At 42.9% G+C, this 16,094-nt stretch carries 15 protein-coding genes; 9 read left to right on the top strand and 6 right to left on the bottom strand.

Features of this window, described 5'->3' with window-relative positions:
- Window positions 1–122 precede the first annotated feature (122 nt).
- Together IEY42_RS16035 and purT are read left to right on the top strand one after the other, a co-directional pair.
- A complete protein-coding gene (locus IEY42_RS16035; protein WP_188926178.1) occupies window positions 123–752 on the top strand; it encodes a peroxiredoxin-like family protein in 630 nt (209 codons plus the stop codon).
- Between the two features lie 272 nt (window positions 753–1,024).
- Complete coding sequence (gene purT, locus IEY42_RS16030) at window positions 1,025–2,200, top strand: formate-dependent phosphoribosylglycinamide formyltransferase (protein ID WP_373292868.1); 1,176 nt, start codon at window positions 1,025–1,027, stop codon at window positions 2,198–2,200.
- A gap of 98 nt (window positions 2,201–2,298) precedes the next feature.
- On the opposite strand, the gene IEY42_RS16025 is transcribed toward purT, so the two are convergent.
- Genes IEY42_RS16025 through IEY42_RS16010 form a run of 4 tightly spaced genes read right to left on the bottom strand, consistent with a single transcriptional unit; the run spans window position 2,299 to window position 5,852 of the window.
- On the bottom strand, window positions 2,299–3,252 hold the full coding sequence (locus IEY42_RS16025; RefSeq protein WP_188926176.1) for a D-2-hydroxyacid dehydrogenase: 954 nt from the start codon (window positions 3,250–3,252) through the stop codon (window positions 2,299–2,301).
- 45 nt (window positions 3,253–3,297) lie between these two features.
- Window positions 3,298–4,071, bottom strand: coding sequence for a co-chaperone DjlA (gene djlA / locus IEY42_RS16020; RefSeq protein WP_188926175.1), 774 nt, complete (start codon window positions 4,069–4,071; stop codon window positions 3,298–3,300).
- A 54-nt stretch (window positions 4,072–4,125) separates the two neighbouring features.
- Entirely contained in the window at window positions 4,126–4,809 is a 684-nt protein-coding gene (gene murU, locus IEY42_RS16015) for an N-acetylmuramate alpha-1-phosphate uridylyltransferase MurU (RefSeq protein ID WP_188926174.1), read from the bottom strand.
- Window positions 4,810–4,811: 2 nt separating this feature from the next.
- Entirely contained in the window at window positions 4,812–5,852 is a 1,041-nt protein-coding gene (locus IEY42_RS16010) for an aminoglycoside phosphotransferase family protein (RefSeq protein WP_188926173.1), read from the bottom strand.
- 144 nt (window positions 5,853–5,996) lie between these two features.
- Here IEY42_RS16010 and lptD point away from each other — a divergent pair, with 144 nt between their 5' ends.
- The 7 genes from lptD to IEY42_RS15975 all read left to right on the top strand — a co-directional run bounded on the left by lptD (window position 5,997) and on the right by IEY42_RS15975 (window position 14,976).
- Entirely contained in the window at window positions 5,997–8,297 is a 2,301-nt protein-coding gene (gene lptD / locus IEY42_RS16005) for an LPS assembly protein LptD (RefSeq protein WP_188926180.1), read from the top strand.
- A 144-nt stretch (window positions 8,298–8,441) separates the two neighbouring features.
- Complete coding sequence (surA, locus tag IEY42_RS16000) at window positions 8,442–9,746, top strand: peptidylprolyl isomerase SurA (RefSeq protein ID WP_188926172.1); 1,305 nt, start codon at window positions 8,442–8,444, stop codon at window positions 9,744–9,746.
- Window positions 9,747–9,755: 9 nt separating this feature from the next.
- Window positions 9,756–10,739 carry a 4-hydroxythreonine-4-phosphate dehydrogenase PdxA gene (pdxA, locus tag IEY42_RS15995; RefSeq protein ID WP_188926171.1) on the top strand — a complete coding sequence of 328 codons (984 nt, stop codon included), beginning with the start codon at window positions 9,756–9,758 and terminating at the stop codon, window positions 10,737–10,739.
- A gap of 9 nt (window positions 10,740–10,748) precedes the next feature.
- Window positions 10,749–11,555 carry a 16S rRNA (adenine(1518)-N(6)/adenine(1519)-N(6))-dimethyltransferase RsmA gene (gene rsmA, locus IEY42_RS15990; RefSeq protein WP_188926170.1) on the top strand — a complete coding sequence of 269 codons (807 nt, stop codon included), beginning with the start codon at window positions 10,749–10,751 and terminating at the stop codon, window positions 11,553–11,555.
- Window positions 11,556–11,610: 55 nt separating this feature from the next.
- Window positions 11,611–11,991 (top strand): Co2+/Mg2+ efflux facilitator ApaG/CorD, encoded by a 381-nt coding sequence (gene apaG, locus IEY42_RS15985; RefSeq protein ID WP_188926169.1) that lies wholly within the window; start codon window positions 11,611–11,613, stop codon window positions 11,989–11,991.
- Between the two features lie 2 nt (window positions 11,992–11,993).
- Window positions 11,994–12,812, top strand: a complete 819-nt coding sequence (locus tag IEY42_RS15980; RefSeq protein WP_188926168.1) for a symmetrical bis(5'-nucleosyl)-tetraphosphatase — start codon at window positions 11,994–11,996, stop codon at window positions 12,810–12,812.
- 142 nt (window positions 12,813–12,954) lie between these two features.
- Window positions 12,955–14,976 (top strand): HAMP domain-containing methyl-accepting chemotaxis protein, encoded by a 2,022-nt coding sequence (locus IEY42_RS15975; RefSeq protein ID WP_188926167.1) that lies wholly within the window; start codon window positions 12,955–12,957, stop codon window positions 14,974–14,976.
- Window positions 14,977–15,124: 148 nt separating this feature from the next.
- Here the strand turns inward: IEY42_RS15975 and IEY42_RS15970 are convergent, their stop codons facing one another.
- Window positions 15,125–15,511 carry a DUF3718 domain-containing protein gene (locus IEY42_RS15970; RefSeq protein WP_188919572.1) on the bottom strand — a complete coding sequence of 129 codons (387 nt, stop codon included), beginning with the start codon at window positions 15,509–15,511 and terminating at the stop codon, window positions 15,125–15,127.
- A gap of 96 nt (window positions 15,512–15,607) precedes the next feature.
- On the bottom strand, window positions 15,608–16,090 hold the full coding sequence (folA, locus tag IEY42_RS15965; protein WP_188926166.1) for a type 3 dihydrofolate reductase: 483 nt from the start codon (window positions 16,088–16,090) through the stop codon (window positions 15,608–15,610).
- Between the last annotated feature and the right edge of the window lie 4 nt (window positions 16,091–16,094).

Below are 16,094 nucleotides of genomic sequence, written 5' to 3'. Positions count from 1 at the left end.
GCTCAAGAACTTGAGCTGTTAGATAGCACTAATATCGTGTTTGCTTAACCAGATCTGAGGTTAACTTATACGTACTCATATGACATCGAGTACGACAGGACAACACCACACAAGGACTTATCATGTTAAAAACTCTGCTTATTACTAGCGCGTTAATGCTAACCAGCTTTGCCAACATGGCCAAACCTATCGCCAGTGACGAAAACAATGTCATGCCATTACTCAATGGTCACCAAATTCCCGCAGTTACCTTGCAAGATGTTGATGGCACCTCGGTTGATTTAGCAACATTAGTCGCCCAAAAACCAACTATTTTCTTTTTTTACCGTGGCGGTTGGTGTCCGTTTTGTAATTCACAAATGGGGCAGCTAAAAGCCATTGAACCTAAACTTATCGAAATGGGTTTTCAGCTTGTGGGGATTTCACCTGATACACCTGAGAAAATGCGCGCCTCATTAACTGATCAAAAGCTTGATTATTTATTGCTATCAGACAGCTCATTGACCGCATCACAAGCCTTTGGTTTAGCTTATTATACCAGTGCTGATATCACCCAAAAATACACCGCCAGTGTGGTGACTAATGAATTGTTTACCACGCCACAAGGCGAAAAACGCCTAGTATTGCCTGTGCCAGCGGTGTATTTAGCGGATACAAAGGGTCTGATTCATTTTCAATACGTCAACCCAAACTACAAAGTGCGCCCAGCTCCTGAGCTTATTTTGGCCGCTGCGGGTCTTTTGGCTAAATAAGTTGCACGTAATAATTTAGTCTCTATAACAAGCCAGTAATAGCATTGCTGGCTTGTTATTATCTCCCCTTGTTAACTCACTCTTACCGAGTTGCTTCAAGCCACTTATCGTAATTAAACACAATCTTACATCACAAAAAATCATACCTATTGTGATAAAATAGCGATTTAATGGTTTTTCTATTGGATTTTTTGTCCTTGGGAACGTTACACTGTTCGGCATATAAAAATATCCCTACATAAAGGCTATAAATCATCATGTCCATTCCTACTATATTCGGCACAGCAAACACACCTGGCACAATAAAAGCCATGTTATTAGGTTGCGGAGAGCTTGGTAAAGAGGTCGCCATTGAACTGCAACGTTACGGTATTGAAGTCATTGGTGTTGACCGTTACCCCAACGCGCCAGCAATGCAAATCGCTCATCGATTTCATGTGATTAATATGCTCGACGCTAACGCGTTAAAAGCGGTGATTGAGTTAGAACAACCCGATTTTGTTATCCCAGAAATTGAAGCCATTGCCACTCAAACCCTAGTAGAACTTGAGCAGCAAGGTTTACATGTGGTGCCAACCGCCAATGCCACTAAGTTAACGATGGACCGTGAAGGTATTCGCCGCCTTGCAGCAGAAACCCTCAATGTGCCGACATCAAAGTATTACTTTTGCGATACTCAAACCGAGTTTGAACAAGCCGTGGCTGACATTGGTATTCCTTGCGTGGTAAAGCCGGTCATGAGCTCGTCAGGTAAAGGCCAAAGTGTTATTAAGTCGAGCGATACCATTGCCAAAGCGTGGGCTTATGCACAAGAAGGTGGCCGCGCTGGGCAAGGCCGTGTAATTGTTGAAGCCTTTATTCCATTTGATTATGAAATTACCCTATTAACTATTAGCGCCGTTAATGGCATACATTTTTGCGACCCAATAGGTCACAGACAAGAAGATGGCGATTATCGTGAGTCATGGCAGCCGCAGGTGATGACGGATGTTGTTCTGCAAAAAGCTCAAGCTGTCAGCCAAAAAGTGGTCGAAGCACTAGGTGGCTTTGGTTTATTTGGTGTCGAACTGTTTATCAAAGGCGATGAAGTGTATTTTTCTGAAGTGTCTCCAAGACCACACGACACTGGCCTAGTAACTTTAATTAGCCAGGACATCTCTGAGTTCGCCTTGCATGTACGTGCTATTTTGGGTTTACCCGTCAGCAATATCGTTCAGCATGGTCCAAGCGCTTCTGCTGTGATTTTAGCAGAAGGCACCTCAACCAATATTCGCTATCAAGGCATGGCACAGGCGTTAGCACCTGCCGATACTCAATTACGTTTATTTGGTAAACCAGATATTGATGGTCGCCGCCGTTTAGGTGTTGCCCTAGCACGTGACACATCGATAGAAAGCGCCATTGAAAAAGCCAAGACTGTCGCCAGCCACATTAAAGTATTATTTTAATCTGCACAGCCTTGAGCGAGGCAAATAGCCTTGAGCTAAACCCAAAAGAAAGCCGCAAATCATTGCGGCTTTCTAGTAAGTTATTCATCAAACATCTTTTAACCGTTTACGCAATTAACCACATTCCCCTGCTGGAACTGCTTTACATTATCAACAGCAATGTTGAGCAGGTTTTGTCTTGCTTGCAAGGTTGCCCAAGCAATGTGAGGCGTAATGGTAATATTGGCAGCACTTAATAACGGGTTGTCGGGGCTTGGCGGCTCTGTCGATAACACATCAACGGCAGCAAAGCCGTTATTTTGATTAAGCCATTGCGCTAAATCAGTTTCATTAATTAAATCGCCGCGAGCGGTATTGACTAATAAACACCCCGGTTTAAGCAAGGCTAAACTGTCACGGTTTATCATGTATTGTGTGGCAGCAGTAAGCGGGCAATGCAGCGAAATAATGTCAGCTTGTTTAAGTAAGATGTCGCGCTCACACCATTGAATTGAAGGTGGTAACCCCGTTTTAGGCTTGGCACTGGTCACCAACACTTTCATGCCAAATGCGGCACCTAAATTAACCACTTGCTGGCCAATATCACCATAACCGACAACCCCTAAGGTGAGCCCTTTTAATGACGTTAACGGCGATAACGTAAAACAAAAATCGCGGTTGCGACTCCACTGTCCTGCTTTTACAGCTTGGTCGTGTAATGCCACTTGTTGATGGTGATGTAAAATATGGGCAAACACCATTTGCGCTACGGCATCAGGGCCGTAAGCAGGAATATTGGTCACGCGAACGCCATGTTGGCTGGCACAGGCTATGTCGACCACATTGGTGCCAGTTGCCAGTACACCGATGTAAGTTAATTGCGGCAGTTGGCTGAGGGTTTGGGCATTAAGCGGCGTTTTGTTGGTTAATACTATTTGCGCATCTTGACAGCGCGCCACAACCTCGTCGGCTAAGGTATGATCGTAAATAGTACATTCACCAAGTGCCTGTAATCCTTGCCAATCTAAATCACCTGGGTTGAGCGTATAACCGTCTAATACCACTATTTTCATCTATGACCTCAGTCCGTTGTTTGCATAAATTTGAGCGCCCTGAATTTAGCGCATTCCTCGAGATGTTTTAATACATTCATACGCAGCTTGAATGTCTTGCGCTTTGGTTTTGGCCAGGGCCATCATTTCTTCTGGCAACCCTTTAGCCACTAATTTGTCGGGGTGATGTTCATTCATCAATTTACGATAAGCACGCTTAATCTCTTGGTCGGAAGATGACTCTGAAAGGCCTAACATCACATAAGCGTCAGTCAACGGCATTTTATTGCCTTGCGGCGATTGATGATGGCTAAACTCAGCTTGCCAGCGAGCTAATAACGCATCAAGTTGCGATGCCATCCCCAGCTTATTAGCGATAATTGATAAAATTTGTTTCTCGTTTGCGTGCAATTCACCGTCAGACAATGCCGTTTGAATTTGGATCTCTAAAAACATTTGCGATAATTCAGCACGACCTTGAGTGACATGACGAAATTGCTCTAACTCTTTAGTTAAATCAAAGTCAGCCTGGCGACCATGCCTAAACGCTTCTTGAGCATCGATACGCGACTGCCCAGTTAACTTCATTTGATCCATTAGCATGGTGGCAATACGAATGTCGTTTTCAGTGACACGGCCCGACGCTTTCGCCATGTGTCCCATCACAGCAAAAGTGGCGTTAAAAAATATTGCCTGACGTTCGCTACCTTTACGCATTAACGACGCCAAACCCTGGCGTTTATCGTATGCATGCCCAAGCCACAATCCTAAAAATGCGCCAAAAAAACGGCCGAACATAAACCCGATAATAAACCCGAAAACTTTACCCCAAATGCGCATTTTACCTTCCGCTTTATTTAATGATTAACGTCTCTCATACCAGTATTTATTACACTAATGCTGAGCCTGTAACCTTGTATGTAATTGTTCAAGCCTTGCAATGGTGCCCACATCACACCAATAACCACTAAAGTGTTCGCCTTCTATACGTTGCTGCGCTATCGCATTTTTGAGTAAAGGGCCTAACGCTTGCTTACCTGCAGGCAAATTTTTAAATAATCGCGGATGATAAACCCCCAATCCCGAAAAGGTAAACTTTTGTTCATCGCTAAGGTTAAGCTTTGCCTGTGCGTTAATGGCAAAATCCCCTAACGGGTGATGCTGTGGATTATCAACCAACCATAAAAATGCATCGGCTTGATGCTGAGCAACCCGTTGGTAAGCCAAACTCACCTCAGGTAAATAGTCGATAAAAATATCACCATTAATCACTAAAAAGGGCTCATCACCTAAAAAGTTGAGCGCCTGTTTAATGCCTCCTGCGGTTTCTAATGCTTCGGTTTCATCGCTGTAGTTAATTTGCAGCCCCCAACGTTGTCCATCGCCAAGTTGCTCAGGCAGTTTATGCCCTAACCAAGCATGGTTAATCACCACCTGCTTAACCCCTAAGGCGGCGAGTTTTTCAAGATGATATTCAATCAAAGGTTTGCCGGCAACATTAACTAAGGGCTTTGGCAAGGTGTCGGTTAACGGGCGTAAACGCTCGCCTCGGCCTGCGGCCAAAATCATCGCTTTCATGGTTAATAACCTTTATTGGTTGTGTCTAATTGCTGTTTAACGGCAGTTTGTTCGACTAACGGGGCAATAACCGATTTAACCCAAGCACTAAACTCGGCAATTTGAGGGTATAACGCACCTATATCAACAATGTATTGCAAGGTTAATGGAATATCAGCCAAATAACCGCGCTTACCATCACGATGATATAAACGCGCAAAAATGCCAGCAGCTTTGATATGACGTTGTAACCCCATTAAATCAAACCATTGCTGGTAAGTTGCAAAATCAACCTCATCACCAAGTAACTTGTGCTGCTTGATTAATTGATAATGATATTGCATCAATTGTTGCACCTGCTGATTAGGCCAGCGCACATAACAATCGCGCAATAACGATACGGCGTCGTAAGTGATTGGCCCTAATACCGCATCTTGAAAATCAATCACTGCAAGTTCATCGGCATTGATGAGCAAATTGCGGCTATGGTAATCACGATGCATACCCACTTTAGGTTGCGACATGGCACTGTCAGTTAACGCGGCAAATGTGGCTGTGATCATTTGTTGTTCATTGTTCGTTAACGTGTAATCTATGTGCTTATTTACCAACCAATCAATGAAAATCATTAATTCTCGCTGCACAAACTCACCATCGTAGTCGGTTAACGGCCCCAGCTCAGTGTCTGTGACACTTGCAATGGTGGGTAATAGATTAAGCGCTTGTTGGTAATAGCTAATGACATTTTGCAGGTTGAGCACAGACAACAATTGCAGCTCACCCACATCTGTTTGCAAAACAAACCCTTGCTCATTACAGGTTGCAAGCACTTCTGGCACACATAAACCTGCATCATGGTAAGCCTTGGCAATAGCCACAAACGGTGCAATAGGCACTAGGTGTATAGGTGAATCTGACACAATGTAATGCTTGCCAAAATGCTGAATGCGAAAATAACGACGAAAACTGGCATCACCACAAATTAATGAAGGCGTCACCTCTGCCTCAAAATAATGGTTTAACCAGTGGCTTAAGGCGACAAATCTTGGATCGGATAAACTCATCTCAATGGCTCTTAACGAAAAATTGCTTTATTATAGCCAGCATAACATTTGGAAACAGCTAATGAATGGAATGTTTCATTTAGCTGAGTATCTTTTTCTCTCCAAAACTTTTCCTGAATATGAAATCATAAATTATTGACAACAATGCAGATCCGTTATTTTCTGGCACTATGCCTACTTCCCAATATCGTTCTAGCTGACGAAGCAGACTCGACTGAACTGCCAACATCGCAATGCTTTGTTACGCCACCGGTTTCTCGCTCTTTTGATGACAGAGCAGCATTAACAGGGATCGATGACGAACAAATCGTGATTATCAGTGATTTTTCTAACGCTGCATTTAACGCGCAAGCTGAATTTACTGGCGATGTCAGCTTTAGCCAGGGTCAACGTCATATTGCGGCTGACAGCGCGATTTTAGATCAAAAAAATCAACGATTAAACGCTAACGGCAACTTAATTTTTAAAGACGAATTGTTTACGGTTACTGCTGACTCACTTGAGGCCCAAATGAGCACCAACAGCGCCACATTACAAAAGGCGCAATACTGGTTGCATGGTCAACAAGTCCATGGTGACGCGAGCAAGCTGCAAATCACATCAGATAACAATTTATTACTGACCAAAACCAATTTTACCACTTGCCCTCCGGGCGATGAATCATGGCTGTTAGAAGCCGACATGATTAAAATCGACAGCACAGAAGAGTGGGGGGAGATTTGGAATGCAAAATTACGGATTGCCGATGTCCCAATTTTGTATATTCCATACATGACAGTCCCAGTGTCAGACAAACGTAAAAGCGGCTTTTTGTTTCCAAGCTTTAGCACCAGCACCACCAACGGTGTAGAAATCAGTACACCTTATTATTGGAATATTTCACCAGAATATGACCTGACCTTTACACCTCATTACATGTCATCTCGCGGTTTATTCACTAAAACTGAGTTTCGTTACCTTGCTGGTGAACAACAAAATGGCCAATTTAATGTTGAATATTTAGACAGTGATGACAACTTAAGCACAAAAGCTGACCGTTATCTTTATCACTGGAGTCACCAAGGTGCCGTTAATGCCAATTGGCGTGTCAGAGCTGACTACACTAATGTATCAGACAACAACTATTTCAATGATTTAGATTCAGACGTTAACCAGTCAACGGACAATCAATTATCACGTATTGGTGAGGCAAGCTACTTTGAACGCAATTGGGATTTCAATATACGCGTTCAAGATATTAAAGTATTAGGCGAAGATGAGAAACCGTATCAAGTGATGCCGCAGTTAAATTTTAATTACCGTACTGAAGATATTATTGAGTCAATTGATTTTAAATTTAACTCTGAGTTAACTAATTTCCGCCACCAAGATGACGAATACAATACCGCTAACCGCTTACATTTAGTACCGAGTTTAATCTGGCCAATTCAAGGACCTGCTGGATCATTTACCAGCGAAGTCAAATTGATGCAAACTCAGTATTGGCAGCAAAACTTAGACGATGATTCAACCTTAGATGAAACTGTAAGCCGTACTATTCCGCAAGCACGCTTGCACGGTCAGGTTAACTTTGAACGAGCAACACAGATGTTTGGTGAACAATATCGTCAAACATTAGAGCCGCAAGTGCAGTATTTATATGTGGGTTATGAAGACCAATCAAATATTGGTATTTATGACACCGCAGAACTACAAGAAGATTACTACGGTTTATTCCGTGACCGTCAATACTCAGGCCTAGATCGTATTGCTGATGCAAACCAATTTACTTTAGGTTTTACTACTCGCTTATTTGATCACTCAAACCGTGAAAAATTTAAGTTCAGTGTCGGGCAAATTATGTATTTGCAAGACTCTAAAGTGAGTATTGATGACACTTACGAAGAGAGTTCACCATCAACGTCAGTGTTAGCCGCTGAATTAGATGCCCAATTATATGATGATTGGTTTATTAGTGGTTCAGTGCAACATGACACTGAAACAGGCGAAAACAAAAAGAACGAAGTGACTTTAGATTTTCGTCCAAGCAATGACAAATTATTGCAGTTAAGTTATCGTTACGTACCTGATTTATTGAACACTAACACCAATGACCAGGTCGATATTTCACAGGCTGGTTTTCGAACATCATGGCCAATCAGCGATGACTTGTATTTTGTCGGTAACTACTATTACGACCTAAATGAGGATCGTAACATTGAAACCTACACAGGGGTTCAATATGAGTCTTGCTGCTGGGCGGTTCGCTTAAGTTACCATTACCGCATTAAAACCAATTATGACGATGATTTAACAGACATCGACAGCACCAGTGAAAAGTTTGAAAGCGGTGTATACCTCAACTTCGTGATTAAAGGTTTAGGCGGTTCTGGTCCATTAGGTGTCGCAGACATGCTAAACGAAGGCTTATTTAACTACCGTAAGCCACTTTACATGAGGAATTAGCATTCTTTTGTGATAGATTGCTGAACCTAGCGATAAACTCATAGTCCAATAACAACAAACATGCTGTTGAGTATGAAGTAGTAACCTTATTTTGGCGATATATCGCCAGTTTATATTGAATTGAATGTGCCAAGGATTTTGTGGATGAAACACAGTAAAAAAATGATTTTTGCATTACTTGCGCTGGCGATTAGCCATACTAGTGTTGCAGCACCAGTGCAATTAGACCGCGTATCAGTACAAATTAATGATGGTATTGTTCTCGAAAGTGAAATCAAAAACATGATTGTCACTGTAAAAGCTAACGCAAAAGCGGCTAATCAAACACTGCCTTCTGAAAGTGCGCTTCGCACCCAGGTGATTGAACGCCTCATTTTAACCCATTTACAAATGCAAATGGCAAAGCGTATTGGTTTACAAATCGGTGATTTACAATTAGACCAAACCATCCAAAATATCGCGAAAGAACAAAATATGACTGTGGCACAAATGCAACAGACAATCGAAAGCGAAGGTACCAGCTTTAGTCAATACCGTGAGCAATTACGCCAAGAAATCACCCTAGGTGAGATTCAACGTATTCAAGTTCAACGTCGTATTCAAGTGTCGCCACAAGAAATTAGCGGCCTGGTTAAACTGATTGAAGAACAAGGCTTAAAAGATGTTGAGTTTCAAATCGGTCACATCTTAATTGAAATTCCAAGTAACCCAAGCAGCGAACAGTTAGAAAACTCAAGTCGTCGTGCTGATATCGTATTAAAGCGCCTTAACGATGGTGATGATTTCCGCAGCACAGCTATTGCAGCGTCATCAGGCCCTAAAGCCCTTGAAGGTGGTATTTGGGACTTTATGAACATTAATGAAATGCCAACCTTGTTTGCTGAAGTGGTTAATGGTGCTAAAAAAGGCGACATTATTGGCCCAATTAAGTCAGGCTCTGGTTTTCATATCATCAAAGTTGTCGAAACGCGTGGTCTGCAAACGCAAGAAGTGTCAGAAGTTAAATCTCGCCACATTCTATTAAAGCCATCGCCAATTTTATCGGAAGAACGCGCTAAAGCGATGCTAGAAAGCTTCTTAACGCAAGTGCGTAGCGGAGAAGCAGACTTTGCTAAGCTTGCAAAACAGTATTCAGAAGACCCAGGTTCAGGCGCTAAAGGCGGTGAACTAGGCTGGGCAGACCCTAGCATTTATGTGCCTGAATTTACACAAGCATTGGCTAACTTAAACGAAGGCCAATACAGCGAACCGTTCCGCACTAGTCATGGTTGGCATATCGTTCAACTCGAGTCGCGCCGTAAAACAGACGCAACCGATCAACTCAACAGCAATCGTGCTCACCAGTTAATTTTCCGTCGCAAATTTAACGAAGAATTACAAAACTGGTTGGATGAAATGCGCTCAGAAGCTTATATTGAAATTATTGAGCCAGAAACGCAACGAGGTTAAACAAGATCAATGACTAAACGTATTGCCATTACTCCGGGTGAACCAGCAGGCATCGGTCCCGACTTAGTCATCAAACTCGCTCAGCAGGCATGGCCTGTTGAGTTAGTTGTTTGTGCCGATCCAGATCTTTTGATTAGTCGGGCAAAACGACTCGGGGTACCGTTACAATTAAGAACTTATAACCCAAACCAGCCACCGCAGCCCCAAGCGGCGGGCACACTGACGATTTCACCTTTTGCACTTGCAGAGCCTGCAGAGTGCGGCGTGCTAAATGAAGCCAACAGCGCTTATGTCGTCGACACCTTGCGTTATGCAGGTGAAAAAAACATGTCTAATGAGTTTGATGCTGTTGTTACAGGCCCTGTGCACAAAGGCATAATCAATCAAGCCGGTATTCCCTTTAGTGGCCATACCGAATTTTTTGCCTTACAAGCAAACTGTGCCGACGTAGTGATGATGTTAGCCACACCAGGATTGCAAGTCGCCTTAATGACGACCCACATTCCATTGGCGTATGTCGCTAAAGCCATTACACGCGACAGACTGCATCACATTATCAGTATTTTACACCGTGAACTTGTTAGTAAGTTTGGTTTAGGTTCACCAAAAATTTATGTGTGTGGCTTAAACCCACATGCAGGAGAAGATGGCCATTTAGGTCGTGAAGAAATTGATACCATGATCCCCGCGCTTAACGAGTTACGAGAGCAAGGAATGGACATTGTTGGCCCACTGCCAGCAGATACCCTATTCCAGCCTAAGTACCTTGAACAAGCTGACGTGGTGCTCGCGATGTATCATGACCAAGGATTACCTGTGCTTAAATCGTTAGGATTTGGCAAGTCGGTCAATATCACCTTAGGTTTACCTTATATCCGTACCTCTGTCGATCATGGCACTGCACTTGAACTTGCAGGCACTGGCAAAGCGGATAGCGGCAGTTTTACCTGTGCATTAAACAAAGCCATCGAATTGGCCTCAAAAAGTAAGTAACCCATTTTAATGAGCAATAAAGTACATTTAGGCCACACGGCCAGAAAACGTTTTGGACAAAACTTCCTCACCGACCAAGGGGTTATCAGCAGTATCGTTGGCGCGATAGCACCGGATAATGATCATGTGATGGTAGAAATTGGTCCAGGTCTTGGTGCGTTAACTGAACCTGTAGCAGACACAATCGACAACTTAACCGTTGTTGAATTAGACCGTGATTTGGTGGAACGTTTGCAAGTGCATCCGGTTCTTAAAGATAAGCTGACCATTCACCAAGGTGATGCGTTACAGTTTGACTTTATGAAGCTACAACAGCCTGGCAAAAAGATGAAAGTGTTTGGTAACTTACCTTACAACATCTCAACCCCGCTGATGTTTCATTTGTTTGAGTTTGCTGAGCAAATTGAAACTATGCACTTTATGCTGCAAAAAGAAGTGGTATTACGCCTGTCTGCCAGCCCAGGCACTAAAGCTTATGGCCGTTTAACTGTCATGGCCCAATATTACTGCCAAGTTGTGCCAGTACTTGAAGTGCCACCACATTGCTTTACTCCACCACCCAAAGTGGACTCAGCTGTGGTACGTTTATTGCCATATGAAGTTAAACCTTGGCCATGTAAAGACGTGAATGTATTACGTCATTTGTGCTCTACTGCGTTTAGTATGCGCCGTAAAACATTACGAAATAATCTAAAAGCCTTGCTGTCTGATGATGATTTTGCGTCATTAAACATCGACTCCAGCATGCGGCCAGAACAAATCAGTGTTCCGCAGTATGTCGCGATGGCGAATTTACTGTGTGACAACAAAAAGTAATAATAAGGGCATGCCAATTCGAGCATGCCCTTTTGTTTTAAAGACAGGAAATAGAATGAGCCAAGTCGAATCACCGATAAAAATAAAAATCGACACCCAATATCTAGAGCAACAATCGGATGTCGCTGACAGTAAATACCTGTTTAGCTATACCATTACTATCATTAATCTAGGTGATAAAAATGTAACCTTAAAAGACCGTCATTGGATCATTACTGATGCAAACGGAAAAGAGAGTGAAGTCAAAGGTCCTGGCGTGGTAGGTGAAACCCCAACTATTACCCCCAATACCGCATACCAATACTCTAGCGGAACCGTAATGGAAACGCCTGTCGGCTTTATGCGGGGCTTTTATGGCATGGAAGACGATAAAGGCGAGAGATTTCTAGCCACCATTCCAACATTTCGGTTAGCGGTACCAGGAATATTACAATAACCATGGCTCATTATTTTGTCGGCGATATTCAAGGCTGCTTTAACGAATTAACCTTATTACTGCAAAAAGTCGATTTTAATCCCTCAAAAGATCAACTCTGGGCTGTAGGAGACTTAATTGCTCGCGGCCCAGAGTCGTTAGCCACACTGCGCTTTTTTAAGTCACTCCAAGACGCTGCACAAGTGGTGCTAGGCAATCATGATCTGCATTTATTGGCACTTCATGGAAAATTAAAACGCCCCCACCCGCAAGATCACCTTAGCGAATTACTTAACGCCCCTGATATAAACCAATTAACGGATTGGATTAGACTACAGCCATTAGTTCGTACATTGCCCGAACACAAAATCATCATGACGCATGCAGGTGTTCCACCACAATGGGATATTGCCACCTTGCTACAAGAAGCAAAGCAGGTCAGCGTTGCCTTGCAAAGAGATGACTACTTAACGGCACTCATTGCACAGATGTATACCGAGGATTCAGAGCAGTGGTCAACGGAGTTGCAAGGCATTAATCGATTACGTTATTGTATCAATGCCTTAACTAGAATGCGCTTTTTGCACTCAGATGGTCGCCTTGATTTTAAATGTAAAACGCCACCACAACAGCAAACATCGCCTGAACTCTCCCCCTGGTTTGAGTTTCCATCACGCTGCGCCCCACAAAACACACTCGTATTTGGCCATTGGGCTGCACTAATGGGACAAACTCCTTATCCTCATTTTATGGCATTAGACACAGGCTGTTGCTGGGGTGAACACCTCACACTATGGCATCTCGAAAAGAATGAAATAATTACCCAAAAAAGGGTCATTTAACGTTAAACTAAAGTAGCAGTTTGCCGATAGTAAACTATAGGATTTATTACATTTGCCTGAGAAACAATTGTTCAAAAATAAATTCAATCTCTATCACTACATATAAAAAATCAGGATCAAATAATAATAATCGGAGTATTGTATGAAAATTAACGTAGCGACTAGAGTGATAGGTGGCTTTTCTGTCGTCACACTACTCATCGTGTTCTTAGGCGTTGTTACCCTACTGAGCAACAACAGCATTAAAGACGGTACCACGATCCTTAAAACGATTAGCTTACCTGCGCTTGAATCGACCAGTGTATTAAATGAAAACCTCAATACCCAACAAATTGAAGCGTTAGTGGCTTATTACAGTACGCATTCATCAAATATCCCCACTATTGAGAAAAAACTATCTAACCTCAATAATAGCTTCGAAAATGATTTAGCTAACTTAAGCGACTTAGTCAGTAAACAAACACAACTTACAGCCCCCTTAAATGCATTAACCCAAAGTTATAACGCTTATGAAGCAAGCGCAAACAATATGCTTAATGAGCGCAAAGATGCATTAAGTTTACAAGAAACGCTCAATGATATGCGCAGCGACCTTGAAAATGCCGCTGATGATTCTTCATCAATCTTACTCGACATTATCGATCTTGAAACTAGCGAAGATACAACAGAGCGCAGTCTTGCCGCCTCTGCTAGCCTTGTTGATGGCACCTTTATTAATATCATTACCACCATTTATGATTTAGTTGCTACTACTGAGCAAAATAAATATGACCTAATCATCAAAGAGTTGGATTATATGGTTAGTGAGGCCTCAGGCAAACTTGACTACATTAATCGTCAAGGTAGCGGTGTGATCAAAGACTCACTCCTTGAAGACTTAACAACAGAAAGCACCAAAGTGTTTGCCTTGCTTAAAGGTAATGACTCCATTCTAAACCTTAAGCAGCAACAATTAACCCACAGCTTTGCCGCAACCAAACAACTTGCTCAAACCCAAAGCGCTGCAAAAGACGTTAATACCACAATGACCGTATTAGCCAAATCAATTGACTCATTTGCAGGTGATATCAGTAACGAAGCGCTAAGTATTATTGACTCGGCATTTTATAAAACCCTCGGAGTGGTTCTTTTTGCCATTGTGGTCGCTATTGTGGTCAGTATTGCCGTTATAACCCCGCTCACCAAATCCTTAGAAAAAGTGAACCAAGCTTTAACAGTACTAGCCTCTGGCGATTTAACTCATAAGTTAGATGACACTGGCCATGATGAATTTGCCGAGCTGGCCAAAAACTGTAACCGTTTGGTCGACAGCTTACGCAGCCTTATTGTGGGTATTGTTGACAGGGCAAATCAACTCGCCGCAGCAGCAGAACAAACATCTGCAATTACCTCGCAAACAACGATTGGTATCCAAGAGCAAAAAAGCCAAGTTGACCAAGTAGCAACAGCAACAACAGAATTGAGTTCTAGCGCACAGCAGGTTTCAATGAGCGCGGATCAAGCCCTCAATGAAATCAAGCAGGCTGACCAAGAAGCACAGCACATGCGATCACTAGCCGAAGAGAGTAAAAATACGATTCTTGCCCTCGCTGACGAAGTCGCAAAAGCCGGTATCGTCATTAACAAAGTGCATTCAGACAGCGCCTCAATTGGCTCTATATTAGATGTTATTCGTGGTATTGCAGACCAAACCAACCTGTTAGCACTTAACGCAGCTATTGAAGCTGCAAGAGCTGGCGAACAAGGACGAGGCTTTGCCGTCGTCGCCGACGAAGTACGTAACCTCGCATCACGCACTCAGCATTCAACCAGCGAAATCCAGCAAATGATTGAAGTATTACAAGTCGGTACTCAAGAAGCCGTTGCCGTCATGGAGCTCGGTCGCAACCAAGCAAACAGTTGTGTTGAAAAAAATGAACAAGCTAACGTCGCCCTAGAAACGATCAGTCAATCAGTGCATAGAGCTTACGATTCAGGCAATCATATTGCCCACGCTGCACAAGAGCAAAACATTGTCAGTCAGCAGGTTTCTGAAAAACTAGAACACATTGCGTCGATTTCAGAAGAAACCGCAACAGGTGCAGATCAAACAGCACAATCAAGCCATCAAGTTGCAGTGCTTGCAGAAGAGCTACAAGCTTCTGTACGAGAGTTTAAAGTGTAACTAGCACCAACACTTTAACCCATCTCAAAAAGGCCCATTAAGGCCTTTTTTGTTCCTCGTAAAAACATAAAAAAATACCGATAACATGTTATCGGTATTTTTAGTTAACCCGGTCAATATCGGTTAACACTTTATCGTCTGATTAAGATTAGCCACCAACGCGGTCTTTAATCGCTGCAGTGATAGGACCGCCATCATGACCATTGGCCGCTGCCCAGTCTAAAATGGTTGTGCCGTCGGCCTCTGGGGCTGCTAAGTCAGACGATGGCATACGTTTTGCGATAAACTCACCGACATCATTAGCACTTGAATTGTAGGCAGTACGCAATAAACTGCTGCCATCACAAGAAATGCTTGAATAAACATTACGTAGTTTAACGCGACTTTCTTTTAACTTTTTACGTAAGCGGTTTTTGTCGTCTGATTGTACATAGTCACAAATGTTTGCTACTAATTGTTCTGTATTGGCAACAGCAGGGGCTGACACAGAAGATGCTGCAATCAGGGCCGCAATAGCCACAGGCAATAGGCGCATCTGACTCTCCTTTATCTATTTATTGTTATATAGCTTGTACATGAAGAGCATTACACTCCGCAGAGATACATTATTCTCAGGGTTTACGTGACCAATTTAACATTTTTTCACGAGTGTGTTAAAGCTATATTGCAAACCTTTGTCGTTTGTTAAAGTTTCTGAATTCTCTAATTTCCACGAGCCGTCATCCCAGGCAGGAAATACCGTATCGCCATCGACATCTAAATCAATCATAGTTAAGTACAATACGTCAGCTTGAGGCAGCAATTGTTCGTAAAGTTGACCGCCACCAATAACGACAACCTCAGCACAATCGCCTGCGGCTTTGAGTGCAGCATCAAAGTCAGTAACACAGGTCACACCATCAATGGTCAGCTGAGAATTACGACTAATCACAATATTGTGACGCCCGGGTAAAGGTCGACCAATGGACTCATAAGTTTTGCGTCCCATGATCACCGGCTTAGAAACTGTCATAGCCTTAAAATGGCGTAAGTCTTCCGGTAAATGCCATGGCATTTTATTGTCCTTACCTATGACTCTATTGTTAGCCATAGCGGCAATCATTGCGATACGCATTGAG

Origin of the sequence: Shewanella algicola (assembly GCF_014648035.1) — a bacterium.
Classification (GTDB): domain Bacteria; phylum Pseudomonadota; class Gammaproteobacteria; order Enterobacterales; family Shewanellaceae; genus Shewanella; species Shewanella algicola.
The sequence above is the reverse complement of the archived record's forward strand: the minus strand, read 5'-3'. Positions and strand labels throughout refer to the sequence as shown.

Coding starts and splice junctions, on each gene's coding strand:
- IEY42_RS16010 (WP_188926173.1), bottom strand. CDS start 5,852: ATGAGTTTATCCGATCCAAGATTTGTCGCCTTAAGCCACTGGTTAAAC.
- folA (WP_188926166.1), bottom strand. CDS start 16,090: ATGCGTATCGCAATGATTGCCGCTATGGCTAACAATAGAGTCATAGGT.
- lptD (WP_188926180.1), top strand. CDS start 5,997: ATGCAGATCCGTTATTTTCTGGCACTATGCCTACTTCCCAATATCGTT.
- IEY42_RS16025 (WP_188926176.1), bottom strand. CDS start 3,252: ATGAAAATAGTGGTATTAGACGGTTATACGCTCAACCCAGGTGATTTA.
- IEY42_RS15980 (WP_188926168.1), top strand. CDS start 11,994: ATGGCTCATTATTTTGTCGGCGATATTCAAGGCTGCTTTAACGAATTA.
- murU (WP_188926174.1), bottom strand. CDS start 4,809: ATGAAAGCGATGATTTTGGCCGCAGGCCGAGGCGAGCGTTTACGCCCG.
- surA (WP_188926172.1), top strand. CDS start 8,442: ATGAAACACAGTAAAAAAATGATTTTTGCATTACTTGCGCTGGCGATT.
- djlA (WP_188926175.1), bottom strand. CDS start 4,071: ATGCGCATTTGGGGTAAAGTTTTCGGGTTTATTATCGGGTTTATGTTC.
- apaG (WP_188926169.1), top strand. CDS start 11,611: ATGAGCCAAGTCGAATCACCGATAAAAATAAAAATCGACACCCAATAT.
- IEY42_RS16035 (WP_188926178.1), top strand. CDS start 123: ATGTTAAAAACTCTGCTTATTACTAGCGCGTTAATGCTAACCAGCTTT.
- IEY42_RS15975 (WP_188926167.1), top strand. CDS start 12,955: ATGAAAATTAACGTAGCGACTAGAGTGATAGGTGGCTTTTCTGTCGTC.
- pdxA (WP_188926171.1), top strand. CDS start 9,756: ATGACTAAACGTATTGCCATTACTCCGGGTGAACCAGCAGGCATCGGT.
- rsmA (WP_188926170.1), top strand. CDS start 10,749: ATGAGCAATAAAGTACATTTAGGCCACACGGCCAGAAAACGTTTTGGA.
- IEY42_RS15970 (WP_188919572.1), bottom strand. CDS start 15,511: ATGCGCCTATTGCCTGTGGCTATTGCGGCCCTGATTGCAGCATCTTCT.